Below are 23,483 nucleotides of genomic sequence, written 5' to 3'. Positions count from 1 at the left end.
ATTTGATCTCCTTTGGATTGGAGATCAGCTTCAGGAAACGGTAATGCGCCAGATGCCGAATGGCTGATGCCACGGTTCGATGCGCATCCACTGGGTCTTGCCGTACCAGGTCCAGCGGTGGCCGGTCATCAGGTCTTCGCCCTGGGTCTGGGCGTCGTCCGGCAGGCCCATCTCCCACAGCGGCAACTCGAAATTGGCCTCCTGGGCGTTGAACGGGTCGAGACTCACGGCCACCAGGATAAAGTTGCTGCCATCCTCGCTGCGTTTGCCGAAGTACAGGATGTTGTCGTTCCACGCGTTGTAGAGTTTGAGCCCCAGGTGCGTCTGCAAGGCCGGGTTCTGCCGGCGGATGCGGTTGAGCTGGGCGATCTCGGCAATGATGTTGCCCGGCGCCGTGAAGTCTCGCGGGCGGATCTCGTACTTCTCCGAGTCCAGGTACTCTTCCTTGCCCGGCACCGGGGCCGCTTCGCACAGTTCAAAACCCGAGTACATGCCCCACAGGCCTGAGCCCATGGTGGCCAACGCGGCGCGGATCAAGAAGCCGGCGCGGCCGGATTCATGCAGGAAGCCGGGGTTGATGTCCGGGGTGTTGACGAAGAAGTTCGGCCGGAAGCACTCGCGCCACGGCGACTCGTTCAGTTCGCTCAGGTACTCGCTCAACTCGGCCTTGGTGTTGCGCCAGGTGAAGTAGGTGTAGCTCTGGGAGTAACCAACCTTGCCCAGGCGCGCCATCATCGCCGGGGTGGTGAAGGCTTCGGCGAGGAAGATCACTTCGGGGTATTTAGAACGCACATCGCTGATCAGCCATTGCCAGAACGGCAGCGGCTTGGTGTGGGGGTTGTCGACGCGAAAGGTCTTCACGCCCTCTTCCACCCAACCGACCACGATGTCGCGCAACTCGACCCACAGGCTGGGAATCGCGTCGGCCGCATAGAAGTCGACGTTGACGATGTCCTGGTACTTCTTCGGCGGGTTCTCGGCGTATTTGATCGTGCCGTCGGGCCGCCAGTTGAACCAGCCCGGATGCTGTTTGAGCCATGGGTGGTCCTGGGAGCACTGGATGGCAAAATCCAGGGCGATTTCCAGGCCATGGTCGGCGGCGGCCTTGACCAGGTTGCGGAAATCCTCACGGGTGCCCAACTGCGAATGGATCGCCTCGTGGCCGCCCTCTTCGCTGCCGATGGCATACGGGCTGCCCGGGTCGTCCGGCCCGGCGGTCAGGGAATTGTTCTTGCCCTTGCGGTGGCTGCGACCGATCGGATGGATCGGCGGGAAGTACAGCACGTCAAAGCCCATGTCGTGGATCATCGACAGCCGTGAGTGCACATCGTTGAATGTGCCATGGCGCGCGGGATCGTCGGTGATCGAGCGGGGAAACAACTCGTACCAGCTGGCAAATTGCGCAGCCTCGCGCTCTACATCAATCGGATACACCGGGCTGATGCTCAAATAGGCGCGGTGATCGGCCTGGGTCATCAGGTGTGCACTGTCTTCGTGCAGGAACAACGCGACCTGCTCGGTTTCCAGCAAACCGGAGAGTTCGTGGTGCAGCAACATCAAGCGGTCACGCAGCTCATTGTCACTGCGCTCGGCGGCTTGCAACACCTGGCTGCGGCCTTCCTGCAACTCCAGGCTGACCGGCACCCCGGCCTCGTGTTTCTTGCTCAGTTCGTAGCGAAAGCTGGCAAACGTGTCGATCCAGGCTTCGATGCAATACTCATGCGGGCCCTGGGCGGTCACGGTGAATGCGCCCTCCCAGCCGTTGTTGCCGACATCGGTCATCACCACGCTGTGCCAGCTTTCTTCACTGCGCGGGCGCCAGCGGATCATCACCGCAAGCTTGTCGTGGCCATCAGCGAACACCTTGCTGGCAACCTGCACGCGCTGGCCAACCACAGCCTTGACCGCGAACTCGCCGCCATCGATCACCGGGGACGTGCTTTCAATCGCGATCCTTGGCAGCAACAGTGCCTGGGACAGCGGTAATGTGGAGGTTGAATCGTCTTGAGTCAGTGTTTCAGCAGTCATCGAGCATCTCCCCTTAACGCCCAGTGGACGCTCTTGTGCTTGATTCAAATTCTGAAACGACGCCACTCTCCCTGAGCAGGGCCGTCTAGGTTCCGAGCATGCCGACGAGTGAAAAGTTCAGGCGGATATCCCGCCATCGGGCGGGGAATCAAATCCACCACGCGATTGTCCACCGATAGAGCAAAGCACAAAGGAGGCCATACCGATGAATATCCCTATTCCGGCTGAAACGCCTGATCCCAATATAGATAAGCCCACATTACCGCCGACCGAACCCGACCCGGTTCCCGAGCAGGAACCGCCAGGCACACAGCCACCACCGGTGGAGGAACCACCGACGACGATGCCGCCGGTCATCGTCTAGTCCTTCTCCAGCAACCGCACAACCCTTGGCATCACACTGAACACCGCCAAGGCCAACAACGTGCTGAGTACCGCCGTGGATTCCCGCCCCATTCCCGCCGCCACCCCAATGGCGGCGGTCATCCACAAGCCGGCGGCGGTGGTCAGCCCTTTGACGTGCTGACCCTCCTCGTCTTCCTTGCCCTTTAGGATGGTGCCGGCGCCAAGAAAGCCGATGCCCGCGATCACGCCCTGCAGCACACGGCTCATGGCGTCTGCCTGGGAGCCGGACATGCTCGGCACCAACACGAACAGCGCGGCGCCCAGGGCCACGAGCATGTGGGTGCGTACCCCGGCGGCCTTGCCTTTCTGTTCGCGCTCGTAACCCAGGATCCCGCCCAATATCGCCGCAATCAGCAGCCGAACGGTGATTTGCGTGAGTTGCCGGGCATCGCCGATATCGGCAAATTCCGCTTGCAGGGTTACCCAGACTTCATGCCACCAGGCGTCCATGGACGTTTCCTTGTTGGGGGTCGATAGAACATGGACAGCATCGACCGTCAGTCAGTTGCGCAGAACCATTGCCTGCGCATCCCACCCTAATCAGTAATAGCCCACAAAAAGGAGATCGATATGCCCGTACGTATCGAAGGTCAGCAATGTTTCTTCACCGTCGATGTGGACGGCCACGAGAAACAACTGGAAGCCACCCATGTCACGGTCGAAACCGACAGCGAAAAATCCATGTCGTTCGTGAAGCTGAACGGTGACCGCACCTATATCACCGAAGCCGAAGCCGACGCATTGACCGTAGCGGGTGCCAAAGACGGCCGTAAGCACTTGAAAGCTACCGACGGTGATTCGGTGATTTGATTGACCTGGATCAGCCCCGCCTCAAAAGCGCTGCACCCCGCGCACCACCGGGTGCAGCACATTGTCGCAGGCATGCACGGGCGGCCCATCTGATCCGCTTTTTATCGCCATACCTGAGTCTGTTATGCAAACAGAGCGCCGGTCATAGTTCATCTGCCTGATGGAGGCTGATGAGCGAAAGACCATGAGCGATAGAATCCCCGTCCGAACCGTAGAAGTGTTTGAGCCTGCACATCCAAAGAAGATGAAGGCCAAATCCAGCGACAACCTGATTCACACCCGCAGTTTTACCGGCCTGTTCCGTACCTTGCGCGTGGCAGGCGCAGGCTTTCTGTTCCTGGCATTTTTCGGCACCGTGTGGCTGAACTGGGGCGGACGGCAGGCGGTGTTATGGGACCTGGCTGAAAGCAAATTCCACATCTTCGGTGCCACGTTCTGGCCCCAGGATTTCATCCTGCTGTCGGCGCTGTTGATCATCTGCGCGTTCGGCCTGTTCGCCATCACCGTATTCGCAGGGCGTGTGTGGTGTGGCTATACCTGCCCGCAAAGCTCGTTTACCTGGTTGTTCATGTGGTGCGAAAAGGTCACTGAAGGCGAGCGAAACCAACGCATCAAGCTGCAAGCTGCGCCCTGGAGCCTGGACAAGCTGGCGCGGCGCTCGGCCAAGCACACGCTGTGGCTGGGGATCAGCGTGCTGACCGGGCTGACATTTGTCGGCTACTTCACGCCGATCCGGCCGCTGGCCGAGGAGCTGCTGACCTGGCAAATGGGCGGCGTAAGCCTGTTCTGGGTGCTGTTCTTTACCGGCGCCACCTACATCAACGCCGGCTGGCTGCGTGAAGCGGTGTGCATGCACATGTGCCCGTATGCGCGGTTCCAGAGTGTGATGTTCGACAAGGACACCCTGACCATTTCCTACGACGTAGCCCGCGGCGAGAACCGTGGCCCGCGCAAACGAGACGTGCAACCGGCGGACGTCGGCCTGGGTGATTGCATCGACTGCCAGCTGTGCGTGCAGGTATGCCCCACCGGCATCGACATCCGTGACGGCCTGCAAATGGAATGCATCGGCTGCGCCGCGTGTATCGATGCCTGTGATTCGATCATGGATAAAATGGGCTATGCCCGCGGCCTGGTCAGCTACACCTCGGAGCATCAGTTGCAAGGTGGCAAGACCCATCTGCTCAGGCCACGCCTGATCGGCTACAGTGCCGTGCTGCTGGTGATGATCGGCGCGCTGGTGGTGGCGCTGGTAGAACGCCCGATGGTGTCGCTGGACGTGACCAAGGACCGGGGGATGTTCCGCGAGAACAGTGACGGCTTGATCGAGAACATCTACAGCCTCAAGGTCATCAACAAGACCCAGCAGCGCCAGGATTACCGCCTGGAGCTGATGGACGGCGACGGCTTCCAGCTGCAGGGCAAGACCGAGATCAGCCTGGCACCAGGTGAGATTACCGATGTGCCGGTGTCGGTGGCGATGACCGCAGAGAAGCCCGCCAGCAGTTCGCAGACGATCCGCTTCAAGGTCTCGGACGTGGATGAGCCGTGGATTTACAGCGCGGCGGACAGCCGGTTTGTGGCGCCATTGAATCGCTGAGCCCAGCTTTCAGCAACACTGGAGATCAAATGTGGGAGCGGGCTTGCTCGCGAAAGCGGTGTGCCAGTCAATGGATACATCAACTGAAAGATTGCTTTCGCGAGCAAGCCCGCTCCCACCGTTTGATCTGTGTTCAATCAGCAAAATCTGTTCAAAGCACTGAGCCCCAATGAAACGCTACGAAAAATTCGCCGACGACATCGCAGAACTGATCCGCTCCGGCGTGCTCGGGCCCGGCCAGCGCGTGCCTTCGGTGCGTTATGCCAGCCAGACCTACGGTGTCAGCCCGTCCACGGTGTTCCAGGCCTACTACCTGCTGGAGCGACGCGGGCTGATCCGCGCCCGGCCGCGCTCCGGGTACTTCGTCAACACCCATGCGCCCAGCCCGTTTTCCGAGCCGGTGGTGAGTGCCCATGTGCACGAGTCCACCGAGGTGGACGTCAGCGAATTGGTGTTCTCGGTGCTCGATTCCATCAAGGACCCGCAAACCGTGCCCTTCGGCTCGGCCTTCCCCAGCCCGACGCTGTTCCCGCTGCAACGCCTGGCCCGTTCCCTGGCCAGCGCCAGCCGGGAAATGGACCCGCGCATGGTGGTCACCGACATGTCGCCGGGCAACCCGCAACTGCGCCGGCAAATTGCCTTGCGCTACATGGTGGGCGGGCTGATGTTGCCCATGGAAGAACTGTTGATCACCAACGGCGCCCTTGAAGCACTGAACCTGTGCCTGCAAGCCGTGACCGAGCCGGGCGACCTGGTGGCCATCGAAGCACCGGCGTTCTACGCCAGCCTGCAAATCCTCGAGCGCCTGAAACTCAAGGCGGTGGAAATCCCCGTACACCCGCGCGATGGCATCGACCTCAAGGTGCTGGCGCACAGCCTGGAGCGTTACCCGATCAAGGCCTGCTGGTGCATGACCAGTTTCCAGAACCCGATGGGCGCAACCATGCCCGAGGCCCGGAAACAGGAACTGGTGGAGTTACTGCGCAGCCACCAGGTGCCGCTGATCGAAGACGACGTGTACGCCGAGTTGTACTACGGTCAACAGGCGCCCAAACCGGCGAAGGCGTTCGACACCGAAGGCCTGGTGATGCATTGCGGCTCGTTCGCCAAGAGCCTGGCTCCGGGCTACCGCATCGGCTGGGTCGCCGCCGGACGTTATGCGCAGAAGATCGAGCGGCTGAAATTGATGACGTCGCTGTGTGCCTCGATGCCCGCCCAGGCGGCGATTGCCGATTACCTGCAACACGGCGGGTACGACCGGCACCTGCGTAAATTGCGTTACGCGCTGGAAGAACAGCAAAGCGCCATGCTCGCCGCCATCGCGCGCTATTTCCCGGCGCAGACACGGGTCAGCCAGCCTGCCGGCGGGTACTTCCTGTGGCTGGAATTGCCGGAACAAACCGACTCGTTGAAGTTGTTCCAGATGGCGCTGGCCCAGGGCATCAGCATCGCACCGGGACCGATCTTCTCGCCGACACAGCGCTTCAGGAACTGCATTCGCTTGAACTACGGCAGCCCGTGGGATGAGTCGTGTGAGAAGGCGATGGAGACGCTGGGGAAGATTGTGCGGTCGTTTTAACCTACGGATGGGAACCGTAGCCGGGCTAGGAACCACACAGGAGTGCGCTATTTCTTACGATAGAAAGAGCGCATTCACTTGGTTCACATCAGAGATGCCTTATGACTATTTCTTCAGCTGCCGGCCTGCGACCCCTTCCCGTTCCTCCCCACTATATGCGTGCCGCAGAGCAGCAACAGGTGCGCGAAATGACAGGCGCTACCGGGCGCCCCGCGGGAGATCATCGATCGAGTGACCAGATTACCGAACAAAGCCCTGTGCTGAAGAACTTCCTGGATAACCGCGACCACTACGAAGTGAGCGATGACCTGAAGCGCCAGGTGGGTGACTGGAGCGCGGCCAACCAAGACCCGGACTCTCGCGCCGACGCCACCTACAACCTGGATAAGGTACTGCGATTTATCGACAACGTGGACGATCTCAAATTAAGCGCCAGCCATAGCCGCAACGGTGTCCTGGACGGTTTTTCGAATCACGGCTACGCCATTCATCCAGACTCGGAGGCCAGCCTGCTCAAGGCGTTTTCCCTCAGGGGCTATGAAGCGCTGCGCGGCGCCTGATACCTGGGCTGTGGCGAGCGGCGTGCCCCTCGCCACAGGCGGTACAAAACTACCGACCGCCCGCCAGGTCAAGAAAGGTTCCCGTCGCATAGGACGCCTTGTCCGAGAGCAGCCAGATAATCCCTTCCGCGACTTCCTCTGCACGCCCGCCACGGGCCATGGGGATGCCCGGTTCAAGCTTGCTGACCCGATCCGGGTCGCCGCTCAGGGCGTGGAAGTCGGTGAAAATAAACCCGGGACGCACGCCATTGACCCGGATCCCCTCGCCCGCCACTTCCTTGGAGAGCCCGAGAGTGAAGGTATCCAGCGCGCCCTTGGACGCGGCGTAATCCACATACTCCCCCGGCGAGCCCAACCGCGCGGCGGCCGATGAAACGTTGACGATGCTGCCGCCCTGCCCGCCATGCTTGGGCGACATGCGCAGCAGCGCATGCTTGGCACACAGGATCGGCCCCAACACATTGGTCCTGAGGGTCTTCAGAATGCGGAACTCGGACATCTCATCGACCCGCGACTTGTGCCCGACGGTACCTGCGTTGTTGACCAGTGCCGTCACCCGGCCCAGTTCGGTATCGACCCGGTGGAACAGGCCAATCACTTCGTCTTCGATGCTGACATCAGCCCGCACGGCAATCGCTTGGGCGCCGAGGGCACGCACTTGCTCAAGTACGCGGTGGGCGGCGTCTTCATCGGCCTGGTAATTGATACAGATGCGATAGCCCTGGGCGGCGGCCAGCAGCGCCGTGGCGGCGCCGATCCCACGACTGCCACCGGTGATGACGACGACTTTGTCCATGTGTAAGGTCTCCTGGTTCAACGTGAGCTGATGGATCCAATACTACCTGCGCCCTGCAGGTTTTGCATGGGCTCACATCACCGAATGCACACTCACCACCTGCTCGGCGCGCTGGATGTCGGCCATGAAACCCTCGGCCGGCAACGGATGCCCCAGCAGATACCCCTGAAGCGAATCGCAGCCCAGCCGGGTGAGGAAGCTCTGCTGTGAGTCGGTCTCTACACCCTCGGCCACAATGCGCAGGCCCAGGGCCTGACCGAGGGCGACGATGGCCGAGACGATAGCGGCGTCGTCGCTGTCGTGCTCCAGGTCACGCACAAAGCCCCGGTCGATCTTCAGCTCATTGGCCGGCAGGCGCTTGAGGTACATCAGGCTCGAATAGCCGGTACCGAAGTCGTCGATGGACAGGTCGACGCCCATGTCCGAAAGCTTCTGCAACACCGTCATGCTCGCGTCGGCATCGCTCATGGCGGTGGTTTCGGTGATTTCCAGGGTCAGGCTGTTGGCTGGCAAGCGGTGGCGTTCCAGGGCAGCGGCGACACTCTTGACCAGCCCGGCGTGGCAGAACTGCAACGCCGACAGGTTCACGGCAATGCGCCAGTCGTGATAGCCCTGGGCATACCACACCTGCATCTGGCGGCAGGCTTCGTTGAGTACCCATTCGCCGATGGGGATGATCAGCCCGGTCTTTTCCGCCAGCTCGATAAACTTGTCCGGCAACAACAGGCCTTGTTGCGGGTGTTCCCAGCGCAGCAGCGCCTCGGCACCGACCGGGCGGCCGCTGATGGCGTCGAACTTGGGCTGGTAATAAAGCCGGAACTGCTCGTGCTCCACGGCATTGCGCAAGTCCTGCAGCAGTTGCAGTTGCTTGCGCGCATTGGTGTTCATCGACACGTCGAAAAAGCTGTAGCCGTTCTTGCCCATGCCCTTGGCGTGATACATCGCCGCGTCGGCGTTCATCAGCAGTTCCTGGGGCGTGGCGCCGTTGCCGGGGAACAGTGCGATGCCGATGCTGGCGGAGATTTTCAGCTCATGCTCGGCGACGTGGAAGGCCTGGTTGATCATGCCCACCTGGCGCTCGGCCAGGCGCAACGCATCGTCGGGCTGGCCCAATTGCACCAGCAATACAAACTCGTCACCGCCGATGCGGGCCAGGGTGTCCTGGCTGCGCAAGTCTTCGCGCAGGCGCAGGCCGACTTGCTGCAACAGCTGGTCGCCCATGTGGTGACCAAAAGCGTCATTCACCGGCTTGAAGCCGTCCAGGTCGATAAACATCAGCGCGAAGCAGCCGCCCTCTTCGTTCACCCGCTGTATCGCCTGCTGGATCCGGTCGGCGAGCAGGGTGCGATTGGGCAAGCCGGTGAGCATGTCGTGCAGGGCCAGGTGGGTGAGTTCCTGGTTGGCCTGGGTCAGGGAGTCGGCCAACACCGCGGTGCGGGCTTCCAGGCGGGCATCGGCCAGGGAGGTCAGCAGCGCGATGATCAACACTGCCAGGGTGGTAACCAGCACCAGGTTATCCAGGCCCTTGCCACTCAAGCCGTCCAGGGCCGCGCCGCAGAAGCTGCCATCGGCGAAACGCGCGGCGGCCATGCCGGTGTAGTGCATGCCGACAATCGCCACGCCCATCACCATCGCCGCCCCGCCTCGGGCCAACCGCACATACGGCGTGTTGCGCCGCAGGTTGAAGGCAATCCACAACGCCGCCGCCGACGCACCCACGGCAATCAGCAACGAGGCGGTGAACAGCGTGGGGTCGTAGTCGATGCCGGGGGTCATGCGCATGGCGGCCATGCCGGTGTAGTGCATGGCGCTGATGCCGGCGCCCATGACCAATGCGCCAAATGCCAGTTGCCACGCCGGCAAACGCGGCTGGCTCACCAGCCACAAGGCAAAACCGCTGGACAGGATCGCGATCAACAACGACAGCGCCGTGATGCCGACGTCATAGCCGAGGCTGATGGGCAGGCGGAAGGCGAGCATGCCGATAAAGTGCATCGACCAGATCCCCACGCCCATCGCCAGCGCGCCGCCGCCCATCCACAGGTACACCGCGCGGCCCCTGGCAGTGGCGATGCGGCCGGTCAGGTCCAACGCCGTATAGGATGCGAGGATCGCGACGAACAGGGAAATCAGGACCAGGGCGGGGGAATAACTACCGGTGAGCATGGGACTTCTCGTGACCTATGGGCCGAACGGCATCCGTGCCGGGCTGAAAAGTCAGGGATTGTAGCGAGAATAAATCTTGTACACCTGAAATATTGTCGTATAGCCATCATTCAAAATTTGACGCCAATCCGCTGGCTCAAAAACACCGCAGAACCCTTGTGGGAGCGGGCTTGCTCGCGAAAGCGGCGGGTCAGTTCATACACAGTTGACTGCCCCACCGTTTTCGCGAGCAAGCCCGCTCCCACACAAGCCCGTACACCTGCCAGAGCGGTGTTTACTTCTTGTCGCTCAGCTGCATTTGGCCATCCCAACCACCGCCCAGTGCAGCGATCAATTGCACACTGGCAACCAGCCGGGTTTGCAGCAGGGTCAGCACCGTACGCTCGTTGCTCAGGGCGGTGGCTTGCACGGTGACCACATCGAGATAGGCGATCAACCCGGCCTTGTACTGGTTCTGGGTCAGGCGCAGGGATTCCCGGGCCGCTTCGAGGGCCTCGTTACTCACGACCGCCTCGTCTTCCAGGACCTTGAGCTGGACCATGTAGTTTTCCACCTCGCGGAAACCGTCGAGTACGGTCTGGCGGTACTTGGCCACGGTTTCATCGTAGGACGCCTCGGCGCGGTCAACTTCCGCCGAACGCTGGCCCCCGTCGAACAGGGTCATGGCGAGTTTCGGCCCCACCGACCAGAAGCGGTTCGGCAGGCTGATCCAGTCGGCGTAGGTGCTGCTGGAGTAGCCGCCGGCCAGGCTCAGGGTCAGGTCCGGGTAGTAGGCGGTCTTGGCCACGCCGATGTTGGCGTTGGCCGCGATCACCGAGCGCTCCGCCTGGGCGATATCCGGGCGGCGCTCCAGCAGTTGCGACGGCAGGCTCACCGGAATCTGCGGCAGCGCCGGAATGTCCGTGCTCACCGCCAGGTTGAAGTTGGCCGGTGGCACACCGATCAGCACGGCAATTGCGTTTTCCAGCTGCGCCCGCTGCCAGATCAGGTCGATCATGCTGGCCTGGGTGCTTTTCAGCTGGGTCTGGGCCTGGGCGATGGCGTCCTTGCCCGAGACACCGGCGCGGTATTGGTTCTGGGTCATCTGCAGGGAGCGCTGGTAGGTGTCCACCGTGGCTTGCAGCAAACGGGTCTGTTCGTCCATGACCCGCAGTTGCAGGTAATCCTGCACCAGTTCCGATTGCTGGCTCAGGCGCATCGCCGCAAGATCCGCCGCGCTGGCTTCGGCGCTGGCTTCATTGGCTTCCAGGCCCCGGCGCAGTTTGCCCCAGATATCGGCTTCCCAGCTCACGCCCAACTGGGTGTTGAGGGTGTCGCGAATACCGCTGCTGGAGCTGCTGAGGCTGGCGTTACTGCTGCCGGTACCCTGGCTGGCCCGGCTTTTCGAGGCACTCAGGTCAACCGTGGGGAAGAACGCCCCACGGGCACTGCGCACCTGCGAGGCGGCCTGGCGATAACGCGCCTCGGCCTGGGCCACGGTCTGGTTGGAGCTGTTGAGTTTTTCTACCAGCTCATTCAGTTGTTTGTCGCCGTACAGCTCCCACCAGGCGCCCCGGGCCAGCGAGTCGCTGGGCGCGGCCTGGCGCCAGCCCTGGGCCTCTTTGTACTGGGCAGGCTCGGTCAATTCGGGGCGTTTGTAGTCCGGGCCGACGGCGCAGGCGCTGAGCATCACGCCGCACAGGGCCAGGCTCAGCAGCTTTGAGCCGCGAGTCATCGCCAGACGTTGCACGGTGGGAAACGTTGAATCGGTCATAGCGCAGTGTCCAGGGCAGCATCGGTACGCACTCCGCGCCAACCGTTGAAACGGTGGCGCAGGCGGTCGAGATAAAGGTAAACCACAGGCGTGGTGTAGAGGGTCAGGATCTGGCTGAACACCAGCCCGCCGATAATCGTCAGGCCCAGAGGCTGGCGCATTTCCGCGCCTTCGGCCGTGCTGAGCAGCAGCGGCACGGCGCCAAGAATCGCCGCCAGCGTGGTCATCAGGATCGGGCGCAGCCGCACCAGGCAGGCGGCGCGGATCGATTCCAGCGGGCTCATGCCGTCCTTGCGTTCCAGTTGCAGCGCAAGGTCGATCATCAGGATCGCGTTTTTCTTCACCACCCCGATCAGCAGGAACAGCCCCAGCAGCGAGATCAGGCTGAACTCGCCCCCCAGCAGGTAAATCGAAAGCAAGGCGCCCACCCCCGCCGACGGCAAGGTCGACAGAATGGTCAGCGGGTGGATATAGCTCTCATACAGAATCCCCAATACCAGGTACACCGCTACCAGTGCACCGAGGATCATGAACGGCTGGCCTTTCTGGGTGGCGGCGAAGGCGTCGGCCGTACCGGCCATCTTCGCGATCACCTCTTCCGGCAGGCCGACCTTGGCAATCGCCCGCTCGATGGCGGCCGTGCCCTGCTCCACCGTGACGCCGGGCGACATATCAAACGCAATGTTTTCCGAGGCGAACTGGCCTTCATGGCTGACCCGGTCGTCCGCCAGGCTGTTCTCATAGTGAGCGATGGCCGACAGCGGCACGCGCGCACCGGTGGACGTGATCACCTGCATCTGATTGAGGGTGATCGGGTCCTGGGCGTACTTCGGATTGACCTCCATCACCACCTGGTACTGGTTGAGGCTGTCGTAGATGGTGGAAATCTGCCGCTGGCTGTAGGCGTTGTTGAGCACGGCAGTGACCATGTCCATGTCAATGCCCAGGCGCTTGGCCTGGTCGCGGTCGACAATCAACGTCACCTGGGCCGCCCCACGTCCTTCACGGGCATCGATGGCGGTCAGCTCCGGCAGCTCACGCAACGCGGCAACCACTTTCGGGTACCACAGGCGCAAGGCCGCCAGGTCGCCGCTTTGCAGGATGTAGGAATACTGCGAGGTGGTCTGGTCGCGGCCGCCGCCGAATTGCAGGTCTTGGTCAGCCATCAGCATCAGGCGCCCGCCGGGCACCAGTGGCACATTCTTGCGCATGCGCTCGATCACCGCCTGGGCAGAAATCTTGCGTTCGCTGATGGGCTTGAGCCGCACCAGCATCACCGCGTTGTTGGTGCCGCTGTTGCCGCCAATAAAGCCCGCCACGCTCAACACCGCGGGGTCCTGCAGGACCGCCTTGCGGAAAATTTCCATCTTCGGCTGCATCACACTGAATGACAGCCCGTCGTCGCCACGCACAAAGCCGATCAGTTGCCCGGTGTCCTGCTGGGGCATGAAGGTTTTCGGCACCACCACATACAGCGCGACGTTGACTCCGATGGTCACCAACAGGCTGAGCAGCGTCAGGCGCTTGTGGCGCAGCACCCAGTCCAGGCTGCGGGCGTAGCCGGCCACCATGCGATCGTTGATCTTCTGGCTCCAGCGCTGCAAGCCTGTTTCCTGGCCTTTGACATGCGGCTTGAGCCAGCGGGCGCAGAGCATCGGGGTCAGGGTCAGCGACACCACCAGCGAGACGATGATCGCCGCTGCCAGGGTGATGGAAAACTCGCGGAACAGGCTGGTAACGATACCGCCCATAAACAGGATCGAGAGGAACACCGCCACCAGCGAGACGTTCATCGACAGCAAGGTGAAGCCGACTTCCTGGGCCCCCAGGTAAGCCGCCTTCATCGGCGGCACACCCTCGTCGATGTGCCGGGAAATGTTCTCCAGCACCACGATGGCATCGTCCACCACCAGGCCGGTGGCGAGGATCAGCGCCATCAGCGACAGGTTGTTCAGGGAAAAGCCGAACAGGTACATCACTGCAAACGTGCCCACCAGCGACACCGGCACCGCCAGGGTGGGAATCAGCGAGGCGCGGAAGTTGCCGAGGAACAGGTACACCACCAGGATCACCAGGGCCACGGCAATCAGCAGGGTCATCTCGGCTTCGTGCAAGGTGGCGGTGATCACCGGCGAACGGTCCATGGCCAGGTTCAGCTTGACGCTGGACGGCAACACCGCCTGCAAGGCCGGCAGTTGTGCCTTGATCTGCTTCACCGTCTCGATGATGTTGGCGCCGGACTGGCGGTTGATCACCAGCAGCACCGCCGAGTCATTGTTGAAGAAGCCGCTGTTGTAGCGGTCCTCGACGCCGTCGCTGATCTTCGCCACATCCCCCAGGCGCAAGGCCGCGCCATTCTGGTAGCGGATCAGCAGCGGTTCATAGTCCTTGGCCTTTTCCAGCTGATCGTTGGCCTGGATCTGCCAGTTGCGCTGGCTGTCCTCCAGCGAACCCTTGGGCCGGCGCACGTTGGCATTGGCGATGGTATTACGCACATCGTCCAGGGCCACTCCGTACTGGTCGAGGGCCTTGGGTTCCAGTTCGATACGCACGGCGGGCAAGGAGCTGCCGCCGATCTGCACTTCACCCACGCCCGGCACCTGGGACAGGCTCTGGGACAGGATGGTCGAGGCCAGGTCGTACAGCTGGCCCTTGGGCAACACGTCCGAAGTCAGGGACAGCACCATGATGGGCGCCTGGGACGGGTTGATCTTCTTGTAGGTGGGCATGCTGCGCATGCCACTGGGCAGCAGGTTACGCGAGGCGTTGATCGCCGCTTGCACTTCCCGCGCCGCGCCGTTGATGTCGCGATTGGAGTCGAACGCCAGGATCACCCGGGTCGAACCCTGGCTCGACGAACTGCTCATGGTGGTAATGCCGGCAATCGCGCCGAAGGAACGCTCCAGCGGCGTGGCCACCGTAGACGCCATCACCTCGGGGCTGGCCCCCGGCAAGCTGGCCGACACCACGATCACCGGGAAATCGATCTGCGGCAATGGCGACACCGGCAACAGGTTGAAGCTGACGCCGCCCAGCAGCATGATCGCCAGGCTCAGCAGCATGGTGGCTACCGGCCGGCGAATGAAAGGTCCGGACAGGTTCATGACTCAACCGGCTCCAGGCGCACCGGCTCTTTGCGCCAGCGACGGCCGAGGCGGTCGAAATACAGGTAGATCACCGGGGTGGTAAACAGGGTCAACACCTGGCTCACCAGCAACCCGCCCACCATCACCAGGCCAAGCGGCTGGCGCAACTCGGCGCCGGAGCCGGTGGCGAGCATCAACGGCACGGCACCGAACAGCGCCGCCAGGGTGGTCATCAGGATCGGCCGGAAGCGCAACAGCGCCGCCTGGTAGATCGCGGTTTGCGGGTCCAGGCCCTGGTTGCGCTCAGCGTCGAGGGCAAAGTCGATCATCATGATCGCGTTCTTCTTCACGATGCCGATCAGCAGGATGATGCCGATGATCGCGATCATCCCCAGGTCGTTGCCACTGAGCAGCAAGGCCAGCAAGGCGCCCACCGCTGCCGACGGCAGGGTCGAGAGGATGGTGATCGGGTGGATATAGCTCTCGTAGAGCACCCCAAGCACGATGTACATGGTCACCACCGCCGCCAGGATCAGCAGCAAGGTACTCGACAGCGAAGCCTCGAATGCCTGGGCCGCGCCCTGGAACTGGGTCTGCACGCCCACCGGCATGCCGATGTCTTTCTGGGTCTGGTTGATCAGGTCGACGCCCTTGCCCAGCGCCACGCCGGGGGCCAGGTTGAACGACATCATCACCGCCGGGAACTGACCGATATGCGCGATTGCCAACTGGGCCTGGCGCTGTTCCACATGGGCCAGGCTCGACAGCCGCACCTGGCCGCCGTCGGTGGTTTTCACATGGATCTGGTTCAGGGCGTCCGGGCCGAGGGTTTCACCGGACTGGGCCTGCAATACCACGCGGTACTGGCTGGCCTGGGTGTAGATGGTGGATATCTGCCGCTGGCCGAACGCGTCGTACAGCGCGTCGGTGATGGTCGACACCGACACACCAAGGCGCGATGCGGCGTCACGGTCGATCACCAGGTACACCTGCAGGCCCTTGTCCTGCAGGTCGCTGGCGACGTCGGAGAGTTCCGGCAACTGGCTGAGGGCGTGTACCAGCTTTTCACTCCACAAGGCCAGCAGCTCGGCGTCCGGCGAGGACATGCTGAACTGGTACTGGGTACGGCTGACGCGGTCTTCGATGGTCAGGTCCTGCACCGGCTGCATGAACAGGCGAATCCCCACCAGCTTGTCCAGTTGCGGCTGCAGGCGCGTGATGATCTGTGCCGCGCTCAGGTCCCGTTCGCCGTGGGGCTTGAGGTTGATCAGCAGGCGACCACTGTTGAGGGTGGCGTTATCACCGTCTACCCCGATATAGGACGACAGGCTCTCCACCGCCGGGTCTTCGAGGATGATCTTCGCCAGTTCCTGCTGGCGCTGGCTCATCGCCGCAAAGGAAATCGACTGTGGCGCTTCGGAAATGCCCTGGATCACACCGGTGTCCTGCACCGGGAAGAAGCCCTTGGGCACCACCATGTACAACACCACGGTCAGGCCCAGGGTGGCGATGGCCACCAGCAGGGTCAGCGGCTGATGCCTGAGCACCCACTGCAACTTGCGCCCGTAGGCCTCGATCAGCCAGTCGATCCAGGCGCCGCTGGCCTTGTAGAAACGGCCCTGCTCTTCCTCTTTCGGCTCACGCTTGAGCAACCGCGCGCACATCATCGGCGTCAGGGTCAGGGACACCACCAGGGAAATCAGGATCGCCACCGCCAGGGTGATCGCGAATTCACGGAACAGCCGCCCCACCACGTCCGCCATGAACAGCAGCGGGATCAATACCGCGATCAGCGACAGGGTCAGGGAAATCAGGGTGAAGCCGATCTGCTTGGCGCCCTTAAGCGCCGCATTGAGCGGTGTATCGCCTTCCTCGATGTAGCGGGAAATGTTCTCCAGCATCACGATGGCGTCGTCCACCACGAAACCGGTGGCGATGGTCAGCGCCATCAGCGTCAGGTTGTTGATGGAGAAACCGGCGAGGTACATCACGCCGAAGGTGCCCACCAGGGACAGCGGCACGGCGATGGACGGAATGATGGTCGCGCTGAAGCGGCGCAGGAACAGGAACGTCACCATCACCACCAGGGCAATGGCGATCAGCAATTCGTGCTGTACATCCTTGACCGAGGCCCGGATGGTCTGGGTACGGTCGGTAAGCACCGTCACGTCCAGGCCCGCCGGCAGGTTGTCGGTGATGCTTGGCAACAGCGCCTTGATCCGGTCCACCACCTCGATGACGTTGGCCCCGGGCTGGCGCTGGATGTTCAGCAGGACCGCCTGGTTTTCGTTGGCCCAGGCCGCGAGGCGTTCGTTCTCGGCGCCGTCGACGATCTGCGCCACATCCTTGAGCCGCAACGGCGCGCCGTTGTTGTAGGCGAGGATCAGTTCGGCGTATTCCTTGGGCGAGACCAACTGGTCGTTGGCGTCGAGCATCGACACCCGCGTGGGGCCGTCAAAGTTACCCTTGGGCTGGTTGACGTTGGAGGCGGCGATCAGGGTGCGCACATCCGACAGGTTCAGGCCGTTGGCCGCCAGGGCCTCGGGGTTGACCTTGATCCGCACCGCCTGGCGCTGGCCGCCGGCGATGCTGACCATGCCGACGCCGCTGATCTGCGCGATCTTCTGCGCCATGCGCGTGTCGACCAGGTCATTGAGCTTGGGCAGCAACATGGTCTTGGAGGTGATGGCCAGGGTCAGCACCGGGGTATCCGCCGGGTTGACTTTGTTGTACACCGGCGGCGCCGGCAGGTCCTTGGGCAGCAGGTTGGTGGCGGCGTTGATCGCGGCCTGCACCTGTTGCTCGGCGACATCCATGTTGATGTCGAGGTTGAAACGCAGGGTCAGCACCGAGGCGCCGCCGGAGCTGGTGGACGCCATCTGGGTCAGGCCGGGCATCTGCCCGAACTGACGCTCAAGGGGCGCCGTGACCGCGCTGGTCATTACGTCCGGACTGGCGCCGGGGTACAGGGTCATCACCCGGATGGTCGGGTAATCCACCTGGGGCAAGGCCGAGACCGGCAGCAGGCGATAAGCGATCACGCCGGCCAGGACAATGGCCAGCATGCTCAGGGTAGTGGCTACCGGGCGAAGGATGAACAGCCGCGAGAGGTTCATGCGCCGCCCTTTTGCGCCTTGGCGGCATCAGCCGGGCCTTGTTGCGTCTTGGCTGCCGGTTGACCCTGGAGGTGTTCGGTCGGCGTGGTCGGCACCTCAGTGCTGTCGTTGACCACTTCAATGTCACTGCCGTCCTTCAGGCGGTCGGTGCCTTCCAGCACCACGCGGTCGCCGGCGGCCAGGCCTTGCTTGACCACGGTGTTGTCGCCGTCGGAATCACCGATCACCAGCGGACGCACCTTGACCTTCTTGTCGCCATCGAGCACGTAGACGAAGGTGCCGGTATTGCCGAACTGAATCGCCGCCGACGGCGCCAGCACCACGTTGTGCAGGGTGTCGGCCAGCAAGTGCACGTTCACGAACTGGTTGGGGAACAGCGCCTGGTCCTTGTTATCGAACCGCGCCTTGAATTTCAGGGTGCCGGTGGTGACGTCGATCTGGTTATCGAGGCTCTGCAGCACGCCCGTGGCTTTCACCGCGACATCGCCACGGTCCCAGGCTTCCACCGGCAGCTTGTTGCCGGCGTGATAACGCGCCAGCACGGTTTCCAGGGTGTTTTCCGGCAACGTGAAGACCACGCTGATGGGTTGGGTCTGGGTGATCACCGCCAGGAAGGTGGTGTCGTTGGCGGCGACGAGGTTGCCCACGTCCACCTGGCGCAGGCCGACACGCCCGGTAATCGGTGCGCGGATCTTGGTGAATTCGAGGTTGAGCTTGGCGTCATCCACCGCGCCCTGGTTGGTCTTGACCGTGCCCTGGTACTGCAACACCAGCGCTTCGGCGGTGTCCAGGGTCTGCTTGGCGATACTGTCCTGGGCATACAGGTCGCGATAACGCTGCACGTCGACCTGGGCGTTTTTCAGCTGGGCCTGGTTCTGCAGCAACGTGCCCTGGGCCTGGAGCAAGGCATTCTGGTAACTGCGCGGGTCGATTTCCGCCAGCAGGTCACCGGCCTTGACCATCTGCCCCTCTTCAAAGGCGATCTTGACCAGCTCTCCGCCAACCCGGCTGCGCACATTGATGGTGTTGAGTGCCGTCACCGTACCCAGCGCCTTGTAGTACACCGGGAATTCGCCCAGCACCGCCGGCGCCACACGCACCGGCACCGGGCCAGTAGAACCCCCAAAGCCCGGGCGCATCATCCCCGACTTGCCGGCATGCCCGGCGGGCTTCTTCTCGGCGCTGTCCTTGTGGCTGGTGCCAGGCCAGAACTTCCAGCACAGGCCGGCAATGACCAGCAGCACGAGCAGGCCGAACAGCCAGCGGCGGGAGTGACGAGGGGTGGATTGCATGGAGTGATCAACCATTGGGTGCGAGAGCTTCTTCTTCGGGAGGCTGAAAGATAAGCACTGGGGCGCGTTAAGAAAAGCGCCTTTACCGGCTATTTACCTTGGATTACAACTTTTAACTTCTGTGCTTAGTCCATTCGCTATCTGGCTAAGCCTCTGAAGCACAAATAAAAACGGCCTGGACTAGGCCAGGCCGTAATACTGCATCACGCGTGTTACTGCAAAACGACAGTAATGCGTAGTAACAGTTACTTCAAAACAGCCAGGGCTGCCTCGTAGTTCGGCTCTTGGCCGATTTCACTGACCAGTTCGCTGTGCAGTACGTTGTCGTTCTCGTCCAGTACCACGACGGCACGGGCGGTCAGGCCGCGCAGCGGGCCTGCGGCGATCGCAACGCCGTAGTCAACGGCAAAGCCGGCATCGCGGAAGTCCGACAGGTTCTTAACGTTTTCCAGGCCTTCGGCGCCGCAGAAACGTGCCTGGGCAAATGGCAGGTCAGTGGAGATGCACAGCACCACGGCGTTGTCCACGCTGTTGGCCTGGGCGTTGAACTTGCGAACCGAAGTCGCGCAGGTCGGGGTATCAACGCTTGGGAAAATGTTCAGCACTTTGCGCTTGCCGGCAAAGGTAGCCAGGGTCGCGTCCGACAGATCGCCAGCAGTCAGGGTAAAGGCTGGCGCTTTGGCGCCGACTTGTGGCAAGTCGCCGTCGACCTGGATAGGGTTGCCTTTATGGGTAACTTGAGCCATGAACGGAATCCTTCTAGTGGTGGTAGTGAAACGAATTTCAGGTGCCGAAGTTAAACACAAAGTTCGATGGGCACCTATGGGCGGACGCAAATTGTCATGGTGCGAGGCTCAACGCCCCGCCGCCACGAACCCGCGCTGCAGATCCTCGATCAACGCCTCCACATCCTCCAGCCCCACATGCAGGCGCACCACCGGGTTCAATCCACGGTCGGCGGCGCTCTGGCGATCCTGTGTATCGGCCAGGGTCACCAGGCTTTCAAAGCCGCCCCAGGATGCGCCCAGGCCAAACAGCTGCAGGCCGTCGATAAACCGTTCGACGTAGCCGGCATCCGCGCGGTCGAGTTCGAAGGACAGCAAACCGTTGCTCCCGCTGAAGTCACGCTTCCACAGCACGTGGCCAGGATGCTCCGCCAGTGCCGGATGAAACACCCGCCTGACCTGCGGCTGCGCCTGCAACCACTGGGCAATCTTCAACGCCTGGCGCTCGTGCACGTCCAGCCGGGAAGCCAGGGTGCGTGCGCCACGCAGGATCAGGTAGGCATCGTCGGCACTCACTGCATTGCCAAAGGTATCGCTCATTTTCGCCAGGGCCGGCCATGCCGCTTCGGTGGTGCAGACGCTGCCCATCATCACGTCACTGTGGCCGCCAAGGTACTTGGTCAAGGCCATGATCGAGATGTCGGCACCCAGCGCCAGCGGGCGGTACAGGTACGCCGAGCCCCAGGTGTTGTCCACCGCCAACAGAATGCCCCGCGGCTTGCACAGTGCGGCTAGCGCGGGCAGGTCACACAGCTCATACAGCAGCGAACCCGGCACTTCGGCGTAGACCATTTTGGTGTTGGCCTGCAGTTGCGCTTCCAGGCCGCTGCCGTCCGGGGCGAAATAGCTGACTTCGATGCCGAATGGCTGGAGGAACTCCCGGGCCAGTTTGCGCACCGGCGAATAGACGGCGTCGGTGATCAACACATGGTCGCCGGGCCGCAGGTAGGCCAGGAACGTCTGCGCCGCGGCGGCGAGCCCGGTGCCATACAGCCGTGTGCGATAGCCCCCCTCAAGTTCGGTGACCAGGTCTTCAAGGGCAAAAGCGGTGGGATTGCCGCGTGCGCCGTAACTCAGGACCCGCTCACTGTCGCGTCGGGAGCGCGCGTCACGCATCTGGGCCAGGTTGTCGAACAGCACGGTGCTCAGGCGGGTGATCGGTACGTTCACCGCCCGACCACCATTGCCGCCTTCGGTACGCGCCGCGTGAATCAGCCGGGTACGCACCCGTGACGCAGGCAACAACGGCTTGAGACTGGCGATTTCCGCTTCGCTCATCTGTGCCAACAGGCCAATTTCCCAGGCGAGATATTGGCGGGCAGCGTCCTTGTTGCCGCTGTGACGGTCGTGGGTGAAGAACAGGAAGTCGATGCACTGGTTGTCCGGAGGCGTTTGCGCATCCTCGATCACCGGCAAACCGGCCGCAACCCACGCGGCATAGCCACCGTCGAGCAAACGCACATCGCCGCCCAGGCCCAACGCAGCAAAAGCGGCCAGTGCCGGATCATCAGCCAGCAGCACCAGTGGACGCCCACCCGCGGTCAACCGCGAACGAATCGACCAGCGCGAACCGACAATCCGGCCCTTGCGATGGATCATGCTCGGGCGCAGGTCCACCAGGTCCACGGTGTCGTCCTTCAGCGCATCGGCCAGCGCCTGCACCGAGATCAGCGGCAGCGCGTCAAAGGGCACGGCCTCCTTGGCCTCCAGCGCCAATCCACTGTGGACGCCACCCTCCAGCACATACGCCTCATGCCCCAACTGCCGCAGCCAACTGGCGACAATCGGCGCACGCACACCATCACTGTCCAACAGCACCACCCGCGCCTGACGCACGCCGATGTACAGGTCAGTGGACTGGATCAACTGCCCGCCCGGCGTGTGTTGCGCCCCCGGCAAAGTGCCGGCGGCAAATTCTTCAGCGGTACGCACATCGCACAGGAACAGGCTACGGGCCGGGTCCGCCGCCCATTGCCGGACCTGCTCCGCCTTGACACTGACCACCCCTGTCCGCTCCGCCAACTGCCGGGCAGCCTCGCGCTGCTGGCCCAGATCCGTCGAGGCCTGGTCGGCATAACGCCGGGTGCTGCCGTGCTCCAGCTTGAAATCCGCCAGGTACCAACCCTGGGTACCGTTTTCCAATGCATAAACCGGGTTCTTCACACCCAGATTGATCAACGTCTGGGCACCGATAATGCTGCGGGTACGCCCGGCGCAGTTGACCACGATTGGCGTGGTTTCATCCGGCACCAGGTCGTGCACGCGGTAACCCAGCTCACCATTGGGGCAGCAGATGGAACCGGGAATGGTCATCTTGCGGTATTCATCGAACGGCCGACCGTCCAGCACCACCAGCGGCTCGCCCGTGGCCTGCCAGTCCGCCAGTTGCTGCGCGGTGACGTGGGGTGTGTGGCTGGCCTCTTCCACCAATTCGCCAAAGGCTTTCGACGGCACATGCACCCCGGCGAACAACTGCAGACCCGCCGCCTGCCAAGCGTTCGCACCACCTTCCAGTACATGCACATGGCGGTAGCCCAGCGCTTGCAAACGCAGTGCCGTGCGCGCAGCCACATCGCCGCCGTCCTGGTCGTAGATCACCAGGCGCACCCGGGGATTCGGTGCCAGGCGCTGCACCTCCAGTTCCAGGCGGCTATAGGGCAGGTTCACCCCGTGAAACAGGTGGGCCTCGCCGTATTGGCCGTGCTCGCGTACGTCGAACAGGGCGATTTCCTGGCCGTCAAACAGCCATTGTTGCAATTGCCCGGGTGTGATGGTCTGGCTCATGGAAGTCCCGCAAAAAATAGATGGGTTACTGCAAGGCCAGCGAACGCTCGCCGGCGGCCACTTCACGGCCCTTGGCATAGGCCCGCTGGACTGCCGGGCGCGCCTTGATGCGCAGACGCCAGGCCTGGATGTTCGGGTAGTCCGCCAGGTCCTGGCCTTGGCGCAGGGGCTGGATCCACGGGAAAATCGCCATGTCGGCCACCGAGTATTCGCCCGCCACATACGGCACCTCCGCCAGGCGCTGCTCCAGCACCCGATACAGGCGCGTGGCTTCGGCGTTCAGCAGGTCCAGGGCAAAGGGAATCGGTTCCGGGGCCTTCTCCTTGAACAGCTGCAACTGGCTCAGGTACGGGGTGATATGCCCTACCTGCCAGAACAGCCATTCCTGGACCTTCTGGCGCTCGGCGGTGCCGGCGGGCGGCAGGAAGCGCCCGGCCTTGTCCGCCAGGTAGTTCAGGATCGCCCCGGACTCGAACAGGCTCAGGGGTGCTTCAAGGCGGTGGTCGACAATCGCCGGAATCCGCCCATTCGCACTGATGCGCTGGAAGCTTTCCTGCTTCTGCGCGCCTTCGCGGATGTTGACCGGAATCAGGCGGTACTCCGCCTCCAGCTCTTCCAGCAGGATGCCGACTTTCAGGCCGTTGCCCGTAGGCCAGTAATACAGATCAATCATAAAAAACCCTGGATGAACGCGGATCCAATTGTGGGAGCGGGCTTGCTCGC

At 62.6% G+C, this 23,483-nt stretch carries 15 protein-coding genes; 4 read left to right on the top strand and 11 right to left on the bottom strand.

The window, feature by feature from the left end; all coding sequences use genetic code 11:
* Positions 1-30 precede the first annotated feature (30 nt).
* Together QF039_RS10240 and QF039_RS10235 are read right to left on the bottom strand one after the other, a co-directional pair.
* A complete protein-coding gene (locus tag QF039_RS10240; protein ID WP_307517843.1) occupies positions 31-2,028 on the bottom strand; it encodes an alpha-1,4-glucan--maltose-1-phosphate maltosyltransferase in 1,998 nt (665 codons plus the stop codon).
* A gap of 360 nt (positions 2,029-2,388) precedes the next feature.
* Positions 2,389-2,883, bottom strand: coding sequence for an MgtC/SapB family protein (locus QF039_RS10235; RefSeq protein ID WP_003207516.1), 495 nt, complete (start codon positions 2,881-2,883; stop codon positions 2,389-2,391).
* 120 nt (positions 2,884-3,003) lie between these two features.
* Here QF039_RS10235 and QF039_RS10230 point away from each other — a divergent pair, with 120 nt between their 5' ends.
* From QF039_RS10230 to QF039_RS10215, 4 genes are all read left to right on the top strand, one after another.
* Positions 3,004-3,243: a DUF3203 family protein gene (locus QF039_RS10230; RefSeq protein ID WP_003207514.1), complete on the top strand. Its 240-nt coding sequence runs from the start codon at positions 3,004-3,006 to the stop codon at positions 3,241-3,243.
* A gap of 184 nt (positions 3,244-3,427) precedes the next feature.
* Positions 3,428-4,843 carry a cytochrome c oxidase accessory protein CcoG gene (gene ccoG / locus QF039_RS10225; protein WP_023658783.1) on the top strand — a complete coding sequence of 472 codons (1,416 nt, stop codon included), beginning with the start codon at positions 3,428-3,430 and terminating at the stop codon, positions 4,841-4,843.
* Between the two features lie 169 nt (positions 4,844-5,012).
* The gene (gene mapR, locus QF039_RS10220) at positions 5,013-6,422 is read left to right on the top strand and encodes a GntR family transcriptional regulator MpaR (protein WP_178911525.1); all 1,410 of its coding nucleotides are present in this window, start codon (positions 5,013-5,015) and stop codon (positions 6,420-6,422) included.
* A gap of 188 nt (positions 6,423-6,610) precedes the next feature.
* On the top strand, positions 6,611-6,982 hold the full coding sequence (locus QF039_RS10215) for a hypothetical protein (RefSeq protein ID WP_008435173.1): 372 nt from the start codon (positions 6,611-6,613) through the stop codon (positions 6,980-6,982).
* Positions 6,983-7,031: 49 nt separating this feature from the next.
* On the opposite strand, the gene QF039_RS10210 is transcribed toward QF039_RS10215, so the two are convergent.
* From QF039_RS10210 to QF039_RS10170, 9 genes are all read right to left on the bottom strand, one after another.
* Positions 7,032-7,778, bottom strand: a complete 747-nt coding sequence (locus QF039_RS10210) for an SDR family oxidoreductase (RefSeq protein ID WP_008435175.1) — start codon at positions 7,776-7,778, stop codon at positions 7,032-7,034.
* 72 nt (positions 7,779-7,850) lie between these two features.
* Positions 7,851-9,944, bottom strand: a complete 2,094-nt coding sequence (locus tag QF039_RS10205) for a bifunctional diguanylate cyclase/phosphodiesterase (protein WP_177081481.1) — start codon at positions 9,942-9,944, stop codon at positions 7,851-7,853.
* Between the two features lie 274 nt (positions 9,945-10,218).
* Entirely contained in the window at positions 10,219-11,697 is a 1,479-nt protein-coding gene (locus QF039_RS10200; protein ID WP_177044761.1) for an efflux transporter outer membrane subunit, read from the bottom strand.
* Positions 11,694-14,801, bottom strand: a complete 3,108-nt coding sequence (locus tag QF039_RS10195; protein ID WP_003207502.1) for an efflux RND transporter permease subunit — start codon at positions 14,799-14,801, stop codon at positions 11,694-11,696. Before QF039_RS10195 ends, QF039_RS10200 begins: the two co-directional genes overlap by 4 nt.
* Positions 14,798-17,899: an MdtB/MuxB family multidrug efflux RND transporter permease subunit gene (locus QF039_RS10190; RefSeq protein ID WP_177019994.1), complete on the bottom strand. Its 3,102-nt coding sequence runs from the start codon at positions 17,897-17,899 to the stop codon at positions 14,798-14,800. Before QF039_RS10190 ends, QF039_RS10195 begins: the two co-directional genes overlap by 4 nt.
* Positions 17,896-19,206 carry an MdtA/MuxA family multidrug efflux RND transporter periplasmic adaptor subunit gene (locus QF039_RS10185; RefSeq protein WP_003207498.1) on the bottom strand — a complete coding sequence of 437 codons (1,311 nt, stop codon included), beginning with the start codon at positions 19,204-19,206 and terminating at the stop codon, positions 17,896-17,898. The genes QF039_RS10190 and QF039_RS10185 overlap by 4 nt, the downstream gene beginning before the upstream one ends.
* Before the next feature lie 230 nt (positions 19,207-19,436).
* On the bottom strand, positions 19,437-19,937 hold the full coding sequence (gene tpx, locus QF039_RS10180) for a thiol peroxidase (protein ID WP_102368881.1): 501 nt from the start codon (positions 19,935-19,937) through the stop codon (positions 19,437-19,439).
* A gap of 108 nt (positions 19,938-20,045) precedes the next feature.
* Positions 20,046-22,760, bottom strand: a complete 2,715-nt coding sequence (gene metC / locus QF039_RS10175; RefSeq protein ID WP_307517830.1) for a cystathionine beta-lyase — start codon at positions 22,758-22,760, stop codon at positions 20,046-20,048.
* 25 nt (positions 22,761-22,785) lie between these two features.
* Positions 22,786-23,433 carry a glutathione S-transferase family protein gene (locus tag QF039_RS10170; RefSeq protein WP_032899376.1) on the bottom strand — a complete coding sequence of 216 codons (648 nt, stop codon included), beginning with the start codon at positions 23,431-23,433 and terminating at the stop codon, positions 22,786-22,788.
* Positions 23,434-23,483: the final 50 nt, after the last annotated feature.

It is taken from the genome of Pseudomonas sp. W2I6, assembly GCF_030815935.1.
Classification (GTDB): Bacteria; Pseudomonadota; Gammaproteobacteria; order Pseudomonadales; family Pseudomonadaceae; genus Aquipseudomonas.
This window is presented reverse-complemented; position numbering and strand designations above follow the sequence as displayed.